The sequence below is a fragment of the Paenibacillus macerans genome, assembly GCF_900454495.1.
Classification (GTDB): domain Bacteria; phylum Bacillota; class Bacilli; order Paenibacillales; family Paenibacillaceae; genus Fontibacillus; species Fontibacillus macerans.
Genome location: NZ_UGSI01000001.1, coordinates 602,330 through 619,720, shown reverse-complemented (window position 1 = coordinate 619,720; position 17,391 = coordinate 602,330). Strand labels below are relative to the sequence as shown.

General features: G+C 53.6%; 17 protein-coding genes. 2 read left to right on the top strand and 15 right to left on the bottom strand.

The window, feature by feature from the left end; genetic code table 11:
- Positions 1-98: 98 nt before the first annotated feature.
- The 3 genes from DYE26_RS02880 to DYE26_RS02870 are packed head-to-tail and all read right to left on the bottom strand — an operon-like array spanning position 99 to position 2,162.
- Positions 99-1,190 (bottom strand): hypothetical protein, encoded by a 1,092-nt coding sequence (locus DYE26_RS02880; protein ID WP_036622052.1) that lies wholly within the window; start codon positions 1,188-1,190, stop codon positions 99-101.
- A gap of 31 nt (positions 1,191-1,221) precedes the next feature.
- On the bottom strand, positions 1,222-1,665 hold the full coding sequence (locus DYE26_RS02875; protein ID WP_051985389.1) for a hypothetical protein: 444 nt from the start codon (positions 1,663-1,665) through the stop codon (positions 1,222-1,224).
- Positions 1,662-2,162: an RNA polymerase sigma factor gene (locus tag DYE26_RS02870; protein WP_227872855.1), complete on the bottom strand. Its 501-nt coding sequence runs from the start codon at positions 2,160-2,162 to the stop codon at positions 1,662-1,664. Before DYE26_RS02870 ends, DYE26_RS02875 begins: the two co-directional genes overlap by 4 nt.
- A 449-nt stretch (positions 2,163-2,611) precedes the next feature.
- Here DYE26_RS02870 and DYE26_RS02865 point away from each other — a divergent pair, with 449 nt between their 5' ends.
- Entirely contained in the window at positions 2,612-3,772 is a 1,161-nt protein-coding gene (locus tag DYE26_RS02865) for an asparaginase (protein WP_036622048.1), read from the top strand.
- Between the two features lie 253 nt (positions 3,773-4,025).
- Here DYE26_RS02865 and DYE26_RS02860 read toward each other — a convergent pair whose 3' ends face one another.
- Genes DYE26_RS02860 through DYE26_RS02850 form a run of 3 tightly spaced genes read right to left on the bottom strand, consistent with a single transcriptional unit; the run spans position 4,026 to position 7,044 of the window.
- Positions 4,026-5,018, bottom strand: a complete 993-nt coding sequence (locus tag DYE26_RS02860) for an iron-hydroxamate ABC transporter substrate-binding protein (protein ID WP_036622045.1) — start codon at positions 5,016-5,018, stop codon at positions 4,026-4,028.
- Positions 5,019-5,043: 25 nt separating this feature from the next.
- Positions 5,044-6,057 carry a FecCD family ABC transporter permease gene (locus DYE26_RS02855; protein ID WP_036622042.1) on the bottom strand — a complete coding sequence of 338 codons (1,014 nt, stop codon included), beginning with the start codon at positions 6,055-6,057 and terminating at the stop codon, positions 5,044-5,046.
- Positions 6,058-7,044 carry a FecCD family ABC transporter permease gene (locus tag DYE26_RS02850; protein WP_240534123.1) on the bottom strand — a complete coding sequence of 329 codons (987 nt, stop codon included), beginning with the start codon at positions 7,042-7,044 and terminating at the stop codon, positions 6,058-6,060.
- A 227-nt stretch (positions 7,045-7,271) separates the two neighbouring features.
- Between DYE26_RS02850 and DYE26_RS02845 the strand changes: the two genes are divergently transcribed.
- The gene (locus DYE26_RS02845; protein WP_036622037.1) at positions 7,272-7,640 is read left to right on the top strand and encodes a DUF423 domain-containing protein; all 369 of its coding nucleotides are present in this window, start codon (positions 7,272-7,274) and stop codon (positions 7,638-7,640) included.
- Positions 7,641-8,013: 373 nt separating this feature from the next.
- Here the strand turns inward: DYE26_RS02845 and DYE26_RS02840 are convergent, their stop codons facing one another.
- From DYE26_RS02840 to DYE26_RS02800, 9 genes are all read right to left on the bottom strand, one after another.
- Positions 8,014-8,922, bottom strand: a complete 909-nt coding sequence (locus tag DYE26_RS02840) for an ATP-grasp domain-containing protein (RefSeq protein ID WP_036622036.1) — start codon at positions 8,920-8,922, stop codon at positions 8,014-8,016.
- Positions 8,923-9,070: 148 nt separating this feature from the next.
- On the bottom strand, positions 9,071-9,757 hold the full coding sequence (locus DYE26_RS02835) for a DnaD domain-containing protein (protein WP_036622035.1): 687 nt from the start codon (positions 9,755-9,757) through the stop codon (positions 9,071-9,073).
- A gap of 33 nt (positions 9,758-9,790) precedes the next feature.
- Positions 9,791-11,086: an asparagine--tRNA ligase gene (gene asnS / locus DYE26_RS02830; protein WP_036622032.1), complete on the bottom strand. Its 1,296-nt coding sequence runs from the start codon at positions 11,084-11,086 to the stop codon at positions 9,791-9,793.
- Positions 11,087-11,152: 66 nt separating this feature from the next.
- Entirely contained in the window at positions 11,153-12,361 is a 1,209-nt protein-coding gene (locus DYE26_RS02825; RefSeq protein WP_036622030.1) for an acetate/propionate family kinase, read from the bottom strand.
- Complete coding sequence (locus tag DYE26_RS02820; protein ID WP_036622025.1) at positions 12,358-13,230, bottom strand: 3-hydroxyacyl-CoA dehydrogenase family protein; 873 nt, start codon at positions 13,228-13,230, stop codon at positions 12,358-12,360. Before DYE26_RS02820 ends, DYE26_RS02825 begins: the two co-directional genes overlap by 4 nt.
- Before the next feature lie 135 nt (positions 13,231-13,365).
- Positions 13,366-14,871 (bottom strand): AAA family ATPase, encoded by a 1,506-nt coding sequence (locus tag DYE26_RS02815; protein WP_036622023.1) that lies wholly within the window; start codon positions 14,869-14,871, stop codon positions 13,366-13,368.
- Positions 14,864-15,397: a hypothetical protein gene (locus DYE26_RS02810; RefSeq protein WP_036622021.1), complete on the bottom strand. Its 534-nt coding sequence runs from the start codon at positions 15,395-15,397 to the stop codon at positions 14,864-14,866. The genes DYE26_RS02815 and DYE26_RS02810 overlap by 8 nt, the downstream gene beginning before the upstream one ends.
- Positions 15,398-15,577: 180 nt before the next feature.
- Entirely contained in the window at positions 15,578-16,579 is a 1,002-nt protein-coding gene (locus DYE26_RS02805; protein ID WP_036622020.1) for a phosphotransferase, read from the bottom strand.
- Between the two features lie 135 nt (positions 16,580-16,714).
- A complete protein-coding gene (locus DYE26_RS02800) occupies positions 16,715-17,200 on the bottom strand; it encodes a cell wall elongation regulator TseB-like domain-containing protein (RefSeq protein WP_036622019.1) in 486 nt (161 codons plus the stop codon).
- Positions 17,201-17,391 lie beyond the last annotated feature (191 nt).

Below are 17,391 nucleotides of genomic sequence, written 5' to 3'. Positions count from 1 at the left end.
CCTTTTTAGCAGGACCTACTTTTGCATTGTAACAAATTCGGACTATGAAAAGAAAATAGAGAGATTCCCGCCACTAGGGCAAAAATCTCTCTAATCTATCACAAATCCTCGCCGCTCCAGAGATGGTCTCGCCGCTTCGGTTTGAGCAGCAGTTTCAATCCGCCGCCGATCAGAACCACGGCCACAACGAGCGGGCGCAAATATTCGCGAATCCGGCTGTGAAGCCTAAGCTCGGGGAACTGGGCGTCGATCGCCGGTACGATCAGCTCCATGCCGATAAAATAGATCCCCAGCACGATTAGAACGATGCCCAGCAAATGCTGATGATTTCCCCCGGTTTCAATAAGCGGCCTGTCCTCCATCGGCAAAATGCCGTAGCGGCTCGTTTGCTGCAGGCCGTCAAAAAAGCAATAAAACCAAATGATCGGAATAAGGAACAGAAATACCGACAACCGCAGTATGTCGATGATGTAGAAGCTCCCTATGAACAGCACCATCATTTGCAGGCCGCGTTTTTGCAGGCCCAGGTACATTTGGCCGGCGCCGGGGAAAGCGGACAGCAGCGTGGCCAGCACTTTGCTGCGGCGCCCTTCGATCCGCCCGGATTCCCAATCATCCAGCAAAGTGCGGTCGACGATTATTTCCCCGGCCAGCTTCCGGTGCACCAACTGCACCGCATCAAACATGGCGTAAAGCCAGATGATCGGCAATAGGCCCAAAAACAGCAGAAATCCCGATTCATGGGTAACGCTCGTAACGAAAATCAAGACCGTAATCAATCCGAAAAAAGCGACCAGAAACGACAAACCCCGCTGCATCAGCCCAAGCTGAAAATGCCCCAAGCCCGGTACGAACGACAGCAGAATCGTGAAAAATTTTTCCGACTCCCGCCCTTCTCCGGACATCTGCCGCATATGATCGCGATAAGCCTTCACTTCCGCCGGCTCGCGAAGCATGGAAATGAGCAGATCGGCCATCGAAATCAGCCAAAGAACTACCGTCAAAACAAAGGTTAACAGTGCCAAATCCTCAGCACCGGTCATGAGCGCCACTGTAAAACCAAACAGCGATCCTCCAAAAAAGCAAACTGAATAAAAAACTCCTCTCCCCCGGTTCCCCCAATATAAATGGCCCAAACCCGGGATAAAATTCAACAGCAAACCGAGCAGCCGATTGCGCTCATACGGCATGTGTATTCATCCTTTCTACCTGTCTGAATGTTTATCGTTTCCATTTGTCAAGCCAGCCCGAAGCGGCATCCATCATTTGCCGGCTGATCGAAGCGTCCTGCGAACAGTTCAAGTCCATCATATGGTTTGCGCCGGCGGCAAGCCGGTCAAAAAAGCCGCCGCTAAGCAGCAGCACGGTCACGGACGCGGCGATCATATAATGAAACAGAGGATGCCTGCTCCAGCGTTTGGCTTGCTTATCCATGTACCGCGGCTCCGTTTCCGGCAGCGCCGCGAGCACGCTTCGCATAAACGCACGCTCGTCCACAGGTTGCGGCAGCTCCTGTTCGAGGGATGACAAAGCTTCCCCATAAGCGGCAAAAGCCGCCTCATCGCCGAGCAGCAGCGCCTCCATCCGCTCCGCCGTCCCGGCTTCCACGTTCCCGCGAACATAATCGATCCACAGCCGGCGGTCCATTTTCTTCTCCACGCTCATCCCCATCCCTCCCTTGTCCAATGCCGGCGTATGTATGCCCTGGCCCGGTACAGCCTCGATTCCACCGTTTTTACCGCAAGGCTCAGGTCCGCGGCAATTTGTTCATGGCTTTTTCCCTTCAAATAAAACTCCGTCACGATTTCGCGGTGTCCCTCCGGAAGCTCGGCGATTTTGCGGCGAAGCTCCAGGTTTCGTTCCGCATCCATTAATTTAAGCAAAATCTCGTCATCCTGAACGGGAAGCTTTACAGCCAAATCGGCCGGATCCCAGTGCTCTTCCTTGCGGCGGTCGCGGCGCCGCTTCAGATCGATCGCCTTGTTGACGGCGATGCGCGTCATCCAGGTTTTAAGCCCCTGGGACCGGTATTCCGGGAGGGATTTATAGATTTGCAGGAAGGTCTCCTGAGCGGCATCCTCCGCTTCTTTGGCATCGTGCAGCACCGAGTAAGTTACGCGGTAGATGTAGGTTCCATACTCCTGAACCAGCCAGCGGAACACGCTGCGATCCCCCTGCCGGAATCTTAAAATAAACGACGCTTCGTCAATCGCTCTCCCCTCCTCCCTAACAATAGACGTCGGCCGTTCTTTCTGCCCCTGCACTCTTTTTTAATTAACGTTTAAGAACGCCGATTTTCTACAATCTTATAGGTATATCCTGTGCACCCCAAAAGAATTTTCCTAAATAAACCTTATTCGCATTAGTTATTATGTGAGTTTATCTAACATAAAAAAACGACCATAAAACTGAACCATTCATTCCTCCATGCATAAATTAAAGTAAATTAGCCGATTTAACTTAAAAATACGGATTTTAACCGCTTACTTCAAACCATAAGCAGTTTGTCAAATAACCTGACATAAATCTATAATCGTTTCAAGTTAACACATATTATGTCATTATACATTACATGCCATTAACTTGATCACACATCTTGGAGGCTGATCGAATGAAGAAATGGAGTTCCCGAAATTTAAAAAATTTATTGGTTGCCGGACTTGCCGTAACCGCTCTGCTGCCTAATCTGTACCTTTCTCCCGCTTCCGCCGCCGAAGCGGCCGTAAACGCCACAGCGGCAACCGAAGCGGCCAAAGAACTGCCCAAAGTTCAGGTGATCGCCACCGGCGGAACGCTCGCCGGATTATCCACGGATAAAACGAGCTTTCAGACCTATAAGGCCGGCTCGCTGCCGATCGCCGATCTGGTCGCTTCCCTCCCGAATAAAGAGCAAATCGCCGAAGTCACCACTTATCAATTCGGCAATTCCGGGTCCAGCGCCTATACGATTGAGCAATTATACGATCTATCCTTAAAAGTTGACGAAGCGCTTAAAACCCAGGACGGCGTCGTCGTAACGAGCGGAACGGACACCATGGAGGAAATCGCCTATTTCCTTGATCTGACCGTACGCAGTCCGAAACCGGTTGTCGTCACCGGATCGATGAGACCGTGGACCGTTATCGGCACGGATGCTCCGGCCAACCTGTACAACGCGATCAAGCTCGCGGCCAGCGGGAAAACGAAATATTTCGGCACCGTGCTGATGCTGAACGACGAATTCCATGCCGCCCGCGACGTGACCAAAACGAATTCCTACCGGACCGACACCTTCGTAACACCGGAGATCGGGGCGCTTGGATATATCGATGAAAACAACATCCGCGTGTACCGCGCCCCCTTTCGGGCGTTGAAGCCGGCAAGCGAATGGGCCACGCCGTTTGACCTGGGCAAAATCTCCAAAGCCGATCTGGCCAAGCTCGAAATCGCCTACTCCTATCAGGATGCCGGCCCCGGGGCGATCAGCGGTTTTGTGGCGGGCGGAGCCAAAGGGATCGTCACCGCCGGAACGGGCGCCGGCGGCATTTCCAAAGCGATGAGCGAAGAGCGTAAAGCCGCGATCGAAAAAGGCGTCGTATTCGTCACGACGACCCGCACCGGCTCGGGCAGCAATTACTCGAGCGGCGACGGCATCATCGCCGGCGACAACCTGAACGCGGCGCACGCCCGCATCCTGCTCTTGCTCTGCCTGTCCTTTACAAGCGACTTCGACACGGTCAAAGACTGGTTTACAACGATCGGCTACGGACAAATCGAACTTCCGGAAAAATAACCGGATCATACCGCTGCAAGAGGGCGAACGCGCAGCCTGTAAAGGAGGGAATCGCTATATGCGCCGGGAAAAATCGAGCCGTCTCAAAATCATGCTGGCCGTTAGCCTCGCCGCGGCGCTGCTGCTCCCCGCGGCCGTCCATGACTCGCTCCGGACGGAACGGCACAACCGGAAGTAAACGAAACCGCCCTGAACGCGATAAGTCGTTCGGGGCGGTCTTTTGGCTTAAACGTTCGATATCGAAATCCGGGAGCTATTTGTTAAACAGCTGCTCCGCGTTATCCAAAGCCATTGTCTGGCCGAGGGACGAGTAATCCAACCATTTTTGGCCGTCCAGCACGTAAACGTGTTTTTGCTTCACCGCTTTTAAATTTTGCCAAACCGCGTTTTTTTCCAGTTCCGCAAAATTGGCGGCCGCTTCGTTGCCGCTGCTGACGATAACAAATATCGCGTCGGCGTCAAAATCGGGCAACACCTCTTTGGAAATCACTTCATAAGGCTCATCTGCGGAAATTTTGTCCACGCCGTCCGCCATGCTTAGCCCCAGATCCTTGAACAAGATCGGACCGAGCGGTCTGGCGGTGCTCATCACGCGCAATTCCTTGGCGGTCATTCGAACGGCCATCACCTTGGCGTTTTCGCCCAGCTTGGCTTTGATCTTTTCGCTTACCCGCTGCGCTTTGGCGTCATAATCGGCGATAAAGCTCTCCGCTTCCGCCTCGCGGCCGAAGTATCCGGCAATTTGCTTTAAATGGTCGCGCCAGGTGCCCTCATCCAGATTGATGGAGATCGTAGGCGCGATTTTTTCGAATTTGGCGAGGTCCGCTCCCGAATACGTGGAATCGATGAAAATATAATCCGGTTTGCTGGCCAGCAGCGCTTCCATATCCGGGTCGGCAACGACGCCGTATTTAACCGTCCCTTCCAGCCGCTCCTTCACATGAGGCAGAAAATCCTTCACATCTCCGCCGATAACCGAACCGGCCGGTTTAATCCCCAGAGCCAGCAAATTATTGGTAATATGGATGGACATTGAGGCGATCTTGGCGGTCGAAGGATCGATGACGAGATCGGCGCCCGACGAAGACGGTCCGTCCCCTTTCGGATTTCCGCCTGTCCGATTGCCCGAACCGTTTGCGGCCGGCTGGCCCTCCAAATGCGCCGCCGATTTGGCGGCACCGCCGCAGGCCGTAAGTACCCCCATGATGAACATTAAAGCAAGCAGCATACTGAACATTTTTTTCATTTTCCAAGAAGACCTCCCGATAAATCTATTCATGTTTGGAACGAAACAGCAAATAAAGAAAATAAGGCCCCCCGATCAGCGAAACGACCACGCCCGCCGGAATGGAAACCGGCTGAAACAACGCCCTTCCGGCCGTATCGGCGCCGGTCAGGATAATGACGCCGATCAGCGCGGCCAAAGGCAGGAAATGTCGGTGCGCCGGACCGGCCAGCCGCTTGGCGATATGCGGGGCGATCAGGCCGATGAAGCCGATACCGCCTACCGTGGCGACGCTGATGCTGGATAAAGCGACCGCCAGCAGCAAGAGCATCATGCGCTTGAACGTCAGCTTCGTGCCGACGCCGACCGCCAATTCGTCTCCCAACCCAAACGCATCCATCGTACGGGAGTTTAAATATACGATCGGCGTCAAAACGGCGATCCAGGGCAGCAGGGTCCAGACATGAACCCACTCCCTCCCCCAGACGCTTCCCGCGAGCCAGCGGGCCGCAAACGCATAAGTCGTTTCGTCCAGATGAAGCGACAACATCAGCGTTAAAGCGCTGAGCCCCGCGCCGATGCAAATCCCTACCAAAATCAAGCGGATCGGGACGATGCCGCGGTGCCGGTCGTAAGCAACGGCAAAAATGACCAGCGCGGCGACCAGGCCGCCGGCGAAGGCAAACAGCGGAATAAACAGCGATAACGGACCTTCCATCGTCCGAAAAAAAGAAACGAACACCATCAGGCCAAACGCCGCGCCGGAATGAATGCCGAGGATCCCGGGATCGGCCAGCGCATTGCGCGATATCCCCTGCAGAACGGCCCCCGCAATGCTCAACCCCGCTCCCGCCAGGATCGTGATGATAATTCGCGGCAGCCTGTAATCGAAGAGAATCAAATTTTCCTCCGCCGTACCGTCTCCAAACAGCGTTCGCGCCACCGCCGCGGGAGACAAGCGGATCGTTCCGGTATTGATGCTGATCAGCACCACCGCGGCCGCGATTCCAAATAAAACGATGCCCGCCGCCACAGCGCGCCGCAAACGGTTTGCCGCCATTTACAGCTCCCTCCTTTCCTGCCGGGCGAGGTACAAAAAGAAGGGCACGCCGACGATGGCCACGAGAATACCGATCGCCAGCTCGCGCGGCGGATTGATCATGCGGGCTCCGAAATCGGCCCACAGCAGCAGCACCGGCCCCAGCAAAGCCGATAACCCGATAATGTTGCGGTAGTCTACGCCGGCCAGTTTTCTGACGATATGCGGAACCGCCAGGCCGACAAAGCTGATCGATCCCGCCACGGACACGGCGGAACCGGCCAGGATGACGACCGCCGCCATGCCGAGCAGCCGGATTCTTCCGATCTCTACGCCCAAACTGGCGGCGGACTCTTCGCCCAAAGCCAAAAAAGATAAAGGTCTGCCTAACGCAACAGTCCCGAGCAGCGTTAAAACGATGACCGGCGAAAGCACGCGAAGATGTTCCCAGGTCACGCCGGCCACGCCTCCGGCGTACCAGAAGGCGAGATCCTGGTTAAGGTCAAAATAAATGGCGATGCCGCTGCTGACCGAACTAAGGATCGAAGCCATTACCGTCCCCGCAACCGTCAGGCGCAGCGAGGTCATTCCGCCGGCGGACAAGGCAGCCAGCGCCGTAATGATCAGACAGGCCGCGGCAGCCCCCGCAAAGGACAACAGCATGAGCCAGGAATAAGAAAGCCCCGGCAAAAAGGCGAAACTTACAGCTACCATGCAGGCCGATCCTGCGTTGATCCCCAAAATCCCCGTGTCCGCCAGCGGATTGCGCGTAATCCCCTGCATCAACGCGCCGGCCACCGCCAAAGCCGCGCCTACCAGCGCCGCTCCAAATACCCGGGGCAGCCGCAAATCATGGATGATTTGATGCGCGGTAACGGATGGATCATAACGAAAAATGGCCGAATACACCGTACCCAGCGTCATCTCTTTAGCCCCATATGATATGGCGAGGAACATCGTAACGAGCAATATCGATACAGCAGCCAGGTAGCAAAAACTTATGCGCATTACGTTTCCTGGTATTTTCATGGTCTTTTCATGGTGAAACCGAATCCTACCCTTTCCCAATTTTAGAGCTGGAACCCCAGATGCTTAAGCGTAAATCCATGTACATGATGTTGATAATGATTATCATGATCAATTATAGCTTGGCTGCCCATGAACGACAAGCCATTTATTTTTACCGATTGCTCCCATATCTGCAGTAGAGTAATATAGTAACGAGGTGATCAGTCGTGCAAACATTGCTTGCGCTTGGCGGAATCATGATGTTTATCGCCGTGGCTCTAGGCGCGTTCGGCGCCCATGCCTTGAAAAAAATCCTCACCGGGGAGCAGCAGAAGACATACCAAACCGGCGTCCAATATCATATCGCCCACGGTTTGGGGCTGGTGCTGCTGGGGCTTGCCGCCGCTCAGTCTGCGCACGCCTCGCAGATCGTCCTGGCCGGCTGGTTTCTGCTTGCCGGGATCGTGTTGTTCTCCGGCAGCCTGTATGCCCTAAGCCTGACGGGCATCCGTAAGCTTGGCGCGATCACGCCGCTCGGCGGCGTGTGCTTCCTGATCGGGTGGGCCATTTTCGCGGTGGCGGCAATTCAGGGATAAACCCCGGTCAACTTGAACAAAAGCAAGAAGGCACAAAAAACCGCCGGAGAAATTCACTCCGGCGGCAATAGAAGCTCCAGCAAAAGCATAAAGGCAAAAAATGTCTCTATTCCGGTCATATCTATCCATTTGAGAGGAAATAGAGGCGTTTTATGGCGCTATTTTTCTGGAAACGCAAGGAAATGCCCCAGTTCCGCACCTTTCATAGGGAATAAGTGCAAAAAAATCCGCTAATAGGGATAAACGTGCTCATATCCGAATAATAAGCACATAAAAATACGCTATTTCAAAGCGGTCTCCGCAAAAGCGCGCAGGCAGCGAGGCAGCGTCCCTCGTCCCTCTCTCGAGTCCCCCTCTCGATCCGAATTTAATCCTATTCAAACACGTTCAACCGCACCCGCAAAAAATTGTAGATCTCCTCGGCGATATTGGCCCGGCAGCAGGATTCAAGCCCCTCAAATCCCGGGGAGGAATTAGCTTCGCAAATTTTGTAATGGTCTCCGTCGAACAGCAGGTCGATGCCGGCAATGTCAAGGTTTAGCAGCCTTGCGGTCTCCAGCGCCAGCCACTCGATTTCCGGGTTGATTTCAAACGGCTCGACCGACCCGCCGCGGGAATAGTTTGCCTTAAAGCTGTCGTTGCCGGACATCCGCTTCATCGCCGCAACGACGCGCCCGCCGATCGTCAGTACGCGCAGGTCCATTCCCCGGCTGGACTCGACGAATTCCTGAAGGATCATCGTGGCATTTTCTTTATAAGCGTTGATCATCTCCAGCAAATCGATGAATTTCGATTTCGTTTCCGCCAAAAACACGCCGCTCCCCTGCGAGCCGGAAATCGTCTTGACGACAACCGGGAAACCCAAATGCTTCTCAACCAGGTCCACATCCACTTTCGAGCGGATCAGCATCGTTTTCGGGACGGGCAAATTGTATTCGGCTAAGATTTGCAGGGTGAAAAGCTTGTCTTTGACCGTGTCGATGCTTTGTGACGAATTAAACGTGCGCACCCCCAGCCGCTCCAAGTGGCGGATCAGCGCCAACGCGAAATAATTCGTTCCCGCACCCATCCTCGGCAGCACGAAATCGGGCAGCTGCAGCACTTCCCCGCCCACCATCACGCTTTTGCGATCGTCCCGGGTCACGATCAATTCAAACTGTTCCGGAGTAAACACCCGCACATTGACCCCTTGCTTTTCAGCCTCTTCCATCAGCCGTTTTATTTCATAGGTTTCCGGCTTTACATCATTGGCGGAGCTTTTGTAAATGATCCAGCCTTGCATACGAACGACCTCCAGTTAAATTTACAATCTCCCGATCCCATCATACGATGATAGATAGTTACTAGTATGTTTTTAAATCAAGATTCATGTAAAATGCAAAAAAAAGACCCCCGCTTTCTTCCGAAAGCGAGGGTCTCTTCTTCCTTTGTTATCGCATGCCGCCGCGAAACCGCTGCGTGTAGGCTCTTGCGTCCTCCGCCGTCCGAACGCGGTTGCGGCTCCATTCAAGCAGAATACGGTCAATGTAACGGAAATGCACTTTCCCGGCAAACACGGCTTCCTTCAAAGCCAGCAAAATGAGCTCTTCCGGATATTGATCCTGGTCCACCCAGCCGGAGATCGTTTCGCATTCCATCGGAGACAACGGGCGGGCAAATTCTTTCTCGAAAATGACGAACAGATTGCGCTCCTGGCCTTCCGGCGGCTCGGCCCCGAGCTCTTCCCGAAGCAGGTCCCTTTCCAAGGAGCTTTGCCTTTCCGCGAGAAATTGGCCCAGCCGCTCGTACATCCCCGATAAATTGTAGCGCTCCGCCTGAACTCCCGTAATCTCATCGACCGTTTCATCGATGCTGATCCAGCCTTCCTTCAGCAGGCGGCGCAAAACGGCGGCAAGCCCTCCGGGGGCGATATCCAGCCGCCGCTCCAATTGCTCCATCGAAGGAAAATCGTTTTGTTCGGCCTGCTGGAACGCCAGCAATTGGATCAGCAGCATCGCTTCCGTATCGCTTAAATGAAGATCGCGGTAATGGACCAGCAGCGGATAAGGCACAGTCACGGATCCGCTGCGCATCCCCAAAGCGATGCCCTTCATCAGCGATTTTTTACTATCGGCCATCGCCCTTGTCCCACCTTCCTCTTCCGCCGTCCGTTACGGATACAAACGATACAGCATACGCGGGAACGGAATCGTCTCCCGCACATGGTCAAGTCCGCAAATCCAGGCGACGGTGCGTTCGAGGCCAAGCCCGAATCCGGAGTGCGGCACCGAGCCATACTTCCGCAAATCCAGGTACCACTGATAGGTTTCCGGAGACAGGTTATGCTCCCGGAACCGGTCCTCCATCAATTCCGGATCGTCGATCCGCTGGGAGCCCCCGATAATTTCGCCGTATCCTTCCGGCGCAATCATATCGGCGCACAGCACCACTTCCGGCCGGTTCGGGTCCGGTTTCATGTAAAACGCCTTGATCGCCGCCGGATAATGCGTAATAAACACCGGCTTGTCGTAACGTTCCGCGATCGCCGTTTCGTGCGGCGCTCCGAAATCCTCGCCCCAAGGAATGTCGAAGCCCTGCGTATGCAAATATTCAATCGCTTCATCGTAGGTAATCCGCGGGAACGGAGCTTGGATGTTCTCCAGTTTGGAGATATCGCGTTCCAATGTCTCCAGCTCGGCGCGGCAGTTTGTCAGCACTGACCGGACGACATGGGTAACGAAATTCTCCTGGATCACCAAGCTTTCTTCATGATCCGTAAACGCCATTTCCGGTTCAATCATCCAAAATTCGATCAAATGGCGCCGCGTTTTCGATTTCTCGGCCCGGAACGTCGGACCGAAAGAGTACACTTTGCCCAGAGCCATGGCGGCCGCCTCCATGTAAAGCTGTCCGCTTTGCGTCAGATAGGCGTCTTCATCGAAATATTTCGTATGGAACAGGTTGGTTGTGCCTTCCGCGGAGGTTGGCGTCAAAATCGGAGGATCAACCAATGTAAATCCGTTTTGGTCAAAAAACTGCTGCACGGCGCGGATGATCTCCGCGCGGATGACCATGATCGCCCGCTGTTTGCTGGAACGGAGCCATAAATGACGATGGTCCATCAAGAAATCGACGCCATGTTCCTTTGGCGTTATCGGATAGTCTTCGGTCAAATGAATGATTTCCAGGCCCGTTACCGTCATTTCGTAACCGGACTTGCTGCGCGGCTCCTCGCGAATCACGCCCGTCACGTACAGCGAGGATTCCTGGGTTAAGCTTTTGGCGGCGTTCCAGGTTTCCTCGGACACTTCGTTTTTCACGACGACCGCCTGGATGTATCCCGTACCGTCCCGCAGCTGCAGAAACTGGATTTTTCCGCTGGAGCGTTTATTGTTCAGCCAACTGCCGATGACGACGGTCTCTCCGACATGCTCATTCACTTGACGAATCACGGTTTTGATCGCCATGTCTTTATCTCTCCTCTAACGTCGCAATATGGATATTTAACTTATACTCCTTTGTATGTTCGGCAATCAGCCCTTCGATTCCTGCACGATCCGGAGCGTGTCGCGGGCGATCATCAGCTCTTCGTTCGTCGGCACGACCAGAACCTCGACTTTGGAATTCGGCGTGGAGATGCGGCGCGGATCGCCGGAACGAACCTTGTTCAGCTCTTTGTCGATTTCGACCCCAAGATAAGTGAGGTTTTGGCACACCGCCTCGCGGACGATCGCCGAATTTTCGCCGACCCCAGCGGTAAAGACGATCACGTCGACGCCGTTCATCGCCGCCGCATAAGCGCCGATATATTTGCGCAGGCGGTATTCATACATTTCAAACGCGAGCGTTTCATTGGGCTTGCCGGCTTCCCAACCGTCCGTAATGTCCCGCATGTCACTGCTGCTGCCGGAAATGGCCAGAAGTCCGCTGTGCTTGTTCAACATCGAGTTCACTTCGTTCATCGTAAGTTCCTCTTTGTTCATCACGTACGGAACGATCGCCGGATCAAGGTCGCCGCTTCTCGTGCCCATGATCAAGCCTTCGAGCGGGGTCATCCCCATCGAGGTATCGACGGAGATCCCGTCTTTAACCGCGGTCAGGCTGGCGCCGTTGCCGATATGGCAAGTAATGATCTTCAGGTCTTCGATCGGACGCTGCAAAAATTCGGCGGCCGTCTTGCTTACGTAAGCGTGAGAAGTACCGTGGAAGCCGTAACGGCGAACCTTATGCTTCTTGTAGAGCACCTTCGGAATCGCGTAGAGATAAGCTTTCTCCGGCATCGTTTGGTGAAACGCCGTGTCGAATACAACCGTGTGCGGTACGTTCGGCAGGTTCGCTTCAGCCGCGCTAATCCCCATCATGCTTGGCGGATTGTGCAGCGGCGCCAGGTCGAACAGGCGGCGGATTTCCGATTTCACTTCCCCCGTGATCAGCGCCGAGCTCTTGAAAGCTTCCCCGCCGTGAACGACGCGGTGGCCCACCGCATCGATCTCATCGATGGAGTTCAGAACGCCGTGCGTTTTGTCCACAAGTTTCTCCAGCACTTTGCGCATTGCCGTGGTGTGCTCCAAAATATCGCTGACCTCGGTAACCTCTTCCTTCCCTGTAGGTTTATGGGTCAAAATGGAGGAGTCCATGCCGATCCGTTCAACAAGGCCTTTCGCCAACACGGATTCGTCCGTCATATCATACAACTGGTATTTCAGCGAGGAACTGCCCGCGTTAATAACTAAAATTTTCACAAACGGTCACCGTCCTTATCGTATTTGAAAAATCCTTCGCCCGTTTTCACGCCCAGGTTGCCGGCGCGAACCATTTTCTTCAGCACAAAGGATGGACGGTATTTCAGTTCGCCGAATTCGCGGAACATCCGTTCCAGCGCGGCCAGCACCGAATCCAGGCCGAAGCGGTCGGCCATTTCCAGCGGCCCGTATTGGAATTGGTAGCCCATGCGCATCGCTTCGTCGATATCTTCCGCGGAAGCGACGCCTTCGCCGAGCACATGCAGCGCTTCATTGATCATAACGCAAATAATCCGGGACGTAACAAAGCCCGGGGATTCATATACCATGATGCCGCGCTTCTCCACAACTTCCTCCACGAAACGTTTCGTTTCTTCGAACGTGGAGTCCGAAGTTTTCAGGCCGCGGATAATTTCAACCAGATCGATTTTGGCAACGGGATAAATAAAGTGCATGCCAATCACCCGTTCCGGATATTTCGTGGAACCGGCGATTTCCGTCAAGCTGAGGGTCGACGTATTGCTCGCCAAAATGATATGGCTTGGGCAAACCTGATCCAACTGCTTGAAAACTTCTTTTTTGGCGTTCACATCTTCCGAAATGGTCTCGATGACCATATCGCAGGTGCCGAGTTCGGCGAAATGAGTCACTTTGTGGATCCGGGATAAAATCAGCTTTTTCTCGGCCTGCGTAATCGCCCATTTTTCGAGTTTTTTATCGAGACTCGTCTCAATCATGCTGTAAGCATGGTTCAATTTTTCGGTCGTTTCCTCCACCAGCAGCACATCGAGCCCTTTGCCCGCAAGCATTTCGCTGATGCCTTGCCCCATCGTACCGCCGCCGATGACGCCTATTTTTTTGTAATTCATGGTCCTCTCGCTCCATCCTTTCATGATCTCTGCATAATATTGTTCCCCAGATGTCGAATAATACATCTTTTACACCCAACATATAATAATATCTTAGCATGACGAAAAAGTAAAAAAAATAACCGGCATCATGTTTTATGCCGGTAAATGCACGCTGTCACGAAATTGACAACGGAATTGCTCGCCCGAAAGGCGCTCTTCTATTAATAAAATTTCGAGAGATTTGTCGAATACTGCCGAATGCTGGATCAGCATTTCTTTCGTTCTAGCGGCCAGCTCATCCAGTATCCGCGCATTTTCATGCATCAAAACCTCCGTCGTTACCATTTCCATATTCACGATGCCAAGTGAAGTCAGCCCGGAGGTCATCATCGTATGAACGATTTTCAGCGCCTGCTCAAAGTCGTTGCTCGAGCCCGTGCTGCGTCCGCCGTAATAAATTTCTTCCGCGGCCGCGCCGGCCAGGGCAACCATGATTTGCCCTTCGAGATAGTCTTTGGTGTACAAATACTTTTCGTCCTGCGGATTATGCCGCACATAGCCGAGCGCCCTTCCGCGCGGGCTAAGCGCCACTTGATTCACGCTGCCCGGAGCCACGACCTCGGCGGCGATCGCGTGGCCAAGCTCATGAATCGCCACCCGGCGCTTCTCTTCCTCGTTCGCCTGGCGGTCCGTCTTCTCACCCATCATCACCTTATCGATCGCCATCGACAGATGGGGCTGCATGATCTCGGCCGCCTCTTCGCGCATCGCGTAGATGGCCGCCTCGTTCATGACGCTTTCGAGCTGCGCCCCCGAGAACCCGAACGATTCCTCGGCCACCTTCTCCAGGCTGACGCTTTCGTGCAGCGGCTTGTTCTTCCCATGCAGCTCCAAAATGTGGAGCCGGCCCTTTTTGTCGGGAAGATCGACCTGAATATGACGGTCGAACCGCCCCGGCCGGAGCAACGCGCCGTCCAGCATTTCCTTGCGGTTGGTCGCGGCGATCAGGAGAATGCGCGGCGTGTCCGACGAATAAATTCCGTCCATTTCGGTCAGCAGCTGGTTCAGCGTCTGATCGTATTCGCGCTGCTGCCCGCCTTCCCGTTTGCCGCCGATCACCTCGATCTCATCGATGAAAATGACCGCGTTCTCCTTGTTTTCTTTGGCCGCGCGCATCTTCGCTTCCTTAAACAGCTCGCGGATGCGGCTCGCGCCTACGCCGACATACATCTCCACAAATTCCGAGCCCGAAGCCGCCACGAACACCGCGTTGGTGTACTGGGCGGCGGCTTTCGCCAGCAGCGTTTTACCGGTTCCGGGAGGTCCGGTCAGCAAAATCCCCTTGATCGGCCGGATCCCGAATTTGCTGATTTCCTCATGGCGCACCATAAAATCGAGCGCTTCGCGCAATTCCTGCTTGGCGCTCTCCTGGCCGCCGATTTCCTCAAACGTCAGCTTGTCCGGGCCTCTCTGCCGGCGCTTCCGCTCCTGGGCCGCCCCAATCGCTATTCCGCCTCCGCGCATCTTGATCGCCGCAAACAACACGCCGAACAAAACAAACAAAATCACGAGCGGTACGACGTTGTAGCCAACGATCGCCAGGAACAATAGCAGCACCGGAATAAATCCTATGGCCGCCTCCACCATCCATTTACGCATTCGGCCATGCCCCCAATCGCTGTGGAGTCCGCGGCAAAATGATAAACTTGCTGGCTTGTCCGTCCGTCAGCGTAATGTAAACATTGTCCTCATCCATCTCCGCCTTGGCCGTCACTTTGGAATTCGCCTGCTCCATTTGCTCCAGCGCGGACGTAATTTCCGTATATTTCTTCGTCTCCATCGCCTGCGCCACGCTGAACAGCGCTTTCTGCCACAGCTCGTCCAGAATCGGCGAAGAATGGTCTTTCACGTCCAGCTTCAACGTCCGTCCGCCGATTTGCCGTTTTCCGTCCTGTTCGATTTTCCGCACCAGATCGCCGAGATCCGTCCCGGGTGCGAGGTCCAGCTTCACGGCAAGTTCGTTCGGCTTAATGTCCAACTGTACATCGTTTACGCCATCATAAGTTTTTACGATATTTTCCAGCGGACGCTCAATCGCCCACTGCCGATATATGAACCATCCGCCAAACAGCAATACGGCGGAAATGACAACACTCGACACAACTGGTCCAATACGCAGTTTCACGTGATGTCCCCCTTATCTATATTTCTGAAGTGGTTGCTTTTTCAAGAACCGTCGCTTAGTCGGATATATAATTTGATATATCATTTCTTATATCAAATCCACAAATAAGAGTATATCACATGATCTATCAAATATCGAAAAAAAGTATGGCTATATTTCAAATTTTAAATGGGTAGACTGCTACATATTCTCAAGCAGAAGCGGCAACTCGCCCAGATGGCCGGCGAGCCAAATCATTTCTTTGGCAAACCGGGCAGGCGGAGCGCTGTGCCGATCCATGTTTTCATGAATCCACCAAGCGCTTTCCATATACCAAAGCAGTTCCAGCGAGCGGACCAATAATCCTTCCTGCAACGGGCATTCTTTGCCGTATCCTTCAAGAAACGCCGCGGCTAACGAAACGTCCAAAGTCTCCTGAAAGGCGCATGACATGACCGCCCGGGCGACGTCCAGCCAGGGATATTCAAAATTGAGCCGGTCAAAATCCAAAATAGCCGATAAGCGATCATCGTCGAACAACAGGTTGTCCGCCCACAAATCGCGGTGCGCCCAGCCTTGCCGGATCCCCTCAAACCTTTGCGGATCCACCGATTCCGTGGCCAGCAGTTGTTTTTCGACAGGTTCGAGAATATCGGTTTTGCCTGACGATTCCGCTTCAGCCCGGACCGCTTTCCAATGAGCCAAACGTTCCTCACGGCTAGGCGGGATAAATTGCGGGGCCTGTCCCCTTCCAAGCGTCCCGTCGTTTAGCAGCAGGTGCATTTTCCCCGTCATTCTCCCCAAATCATGAATTTGGGAGGCGTTGGCTTCCCCGGGAGAGATCAATTTGCCTTTGCAATATTGCATGGCCACGAACTTCTCCCCACACTCGGACTCCAGCATGATTTGGTCTTGGTATGTAAAAAGCTGAGGACAGGCGATACCTTGGCGGAATAATCTGATTTGTTCGGAAAGCGCCGTCGAAAGCTGGCTTGGATTGTACAGCCGGTACCTCTCCTTATTGTATTGTTTTAGCACGTATTCTCCGGAATCCGTTTCAACTTTCCACTTTAAATTAAGCCAGCCGCGTTTGATTGGGGTTGCTTGCAGGATACGCAATCCAAAATAATCCTGGAACGATTTCATTACATCGTTATAAATCCTTTGCTCGCACGGCGGTTGATCGGAATTCACCAAGCGCATGCCCTCCTAATATGAAAATATTAAAATTCAATCGAACGTATGTTTTCATATTACAAAAAACGGCCTCCACGTCCAAGTTGCTGAACATAGAAACCGTATGCTTCAAATCTCCTATTCGGTTCACTTCATGGCGGATCAGCGGTTCGGAAGCGTAAATACATCGTTCAACGCCTCACCGGTGCCGAAATCGTAAAAACGGTAGTAGTGGTGATCCTTTTGTTTATAAAACAGCTGCCATACCAGCCGTTCATTGTAGATGCCGGGCACCAGCCTGACGATAGTAATCCCGGGCAGGCTTTCGTTAATGATCGTCCGCACCCGGGTCTCCGACACACCTTCCGAGAGCAGCCGCACCACGGGTTCATGACCTTCCCGGAGCCATACCATCATCTCCCGGCCTGACCCGTCTTTGCCCTGGACCACCCAGCACACATCGTCCCACACCGATTTCCACACTTTATCGCCCTGGACCAGGTCCGTCTCCTGTTTCGCCTGCTCAATCACTGCATTTTCGCTTGCCCAGGTATCCTGAAGAACGTAGATATAAAAACGGTGAAGGGCAAAAAGCACGATCACTAAAATCAGCAGCGAAAGCAGGAGCCACTTGGTTCTCTTTCTCAACCTTCTCTTCCTTTCCCCTGTAGCCAGTCGTCTAAACCCACATTCGCGCACATTCGCACAGTCGCAGAAAAATAACGTTAATTCCGGTCGTTATTCCGCCGTTTTTCCTCCGCATCGTTAAAATAACGGCTATGTTAGTTCTTATTTTCCCCGAGGACGGCGATATCGTCAATATCACGGCCTATGCCGGG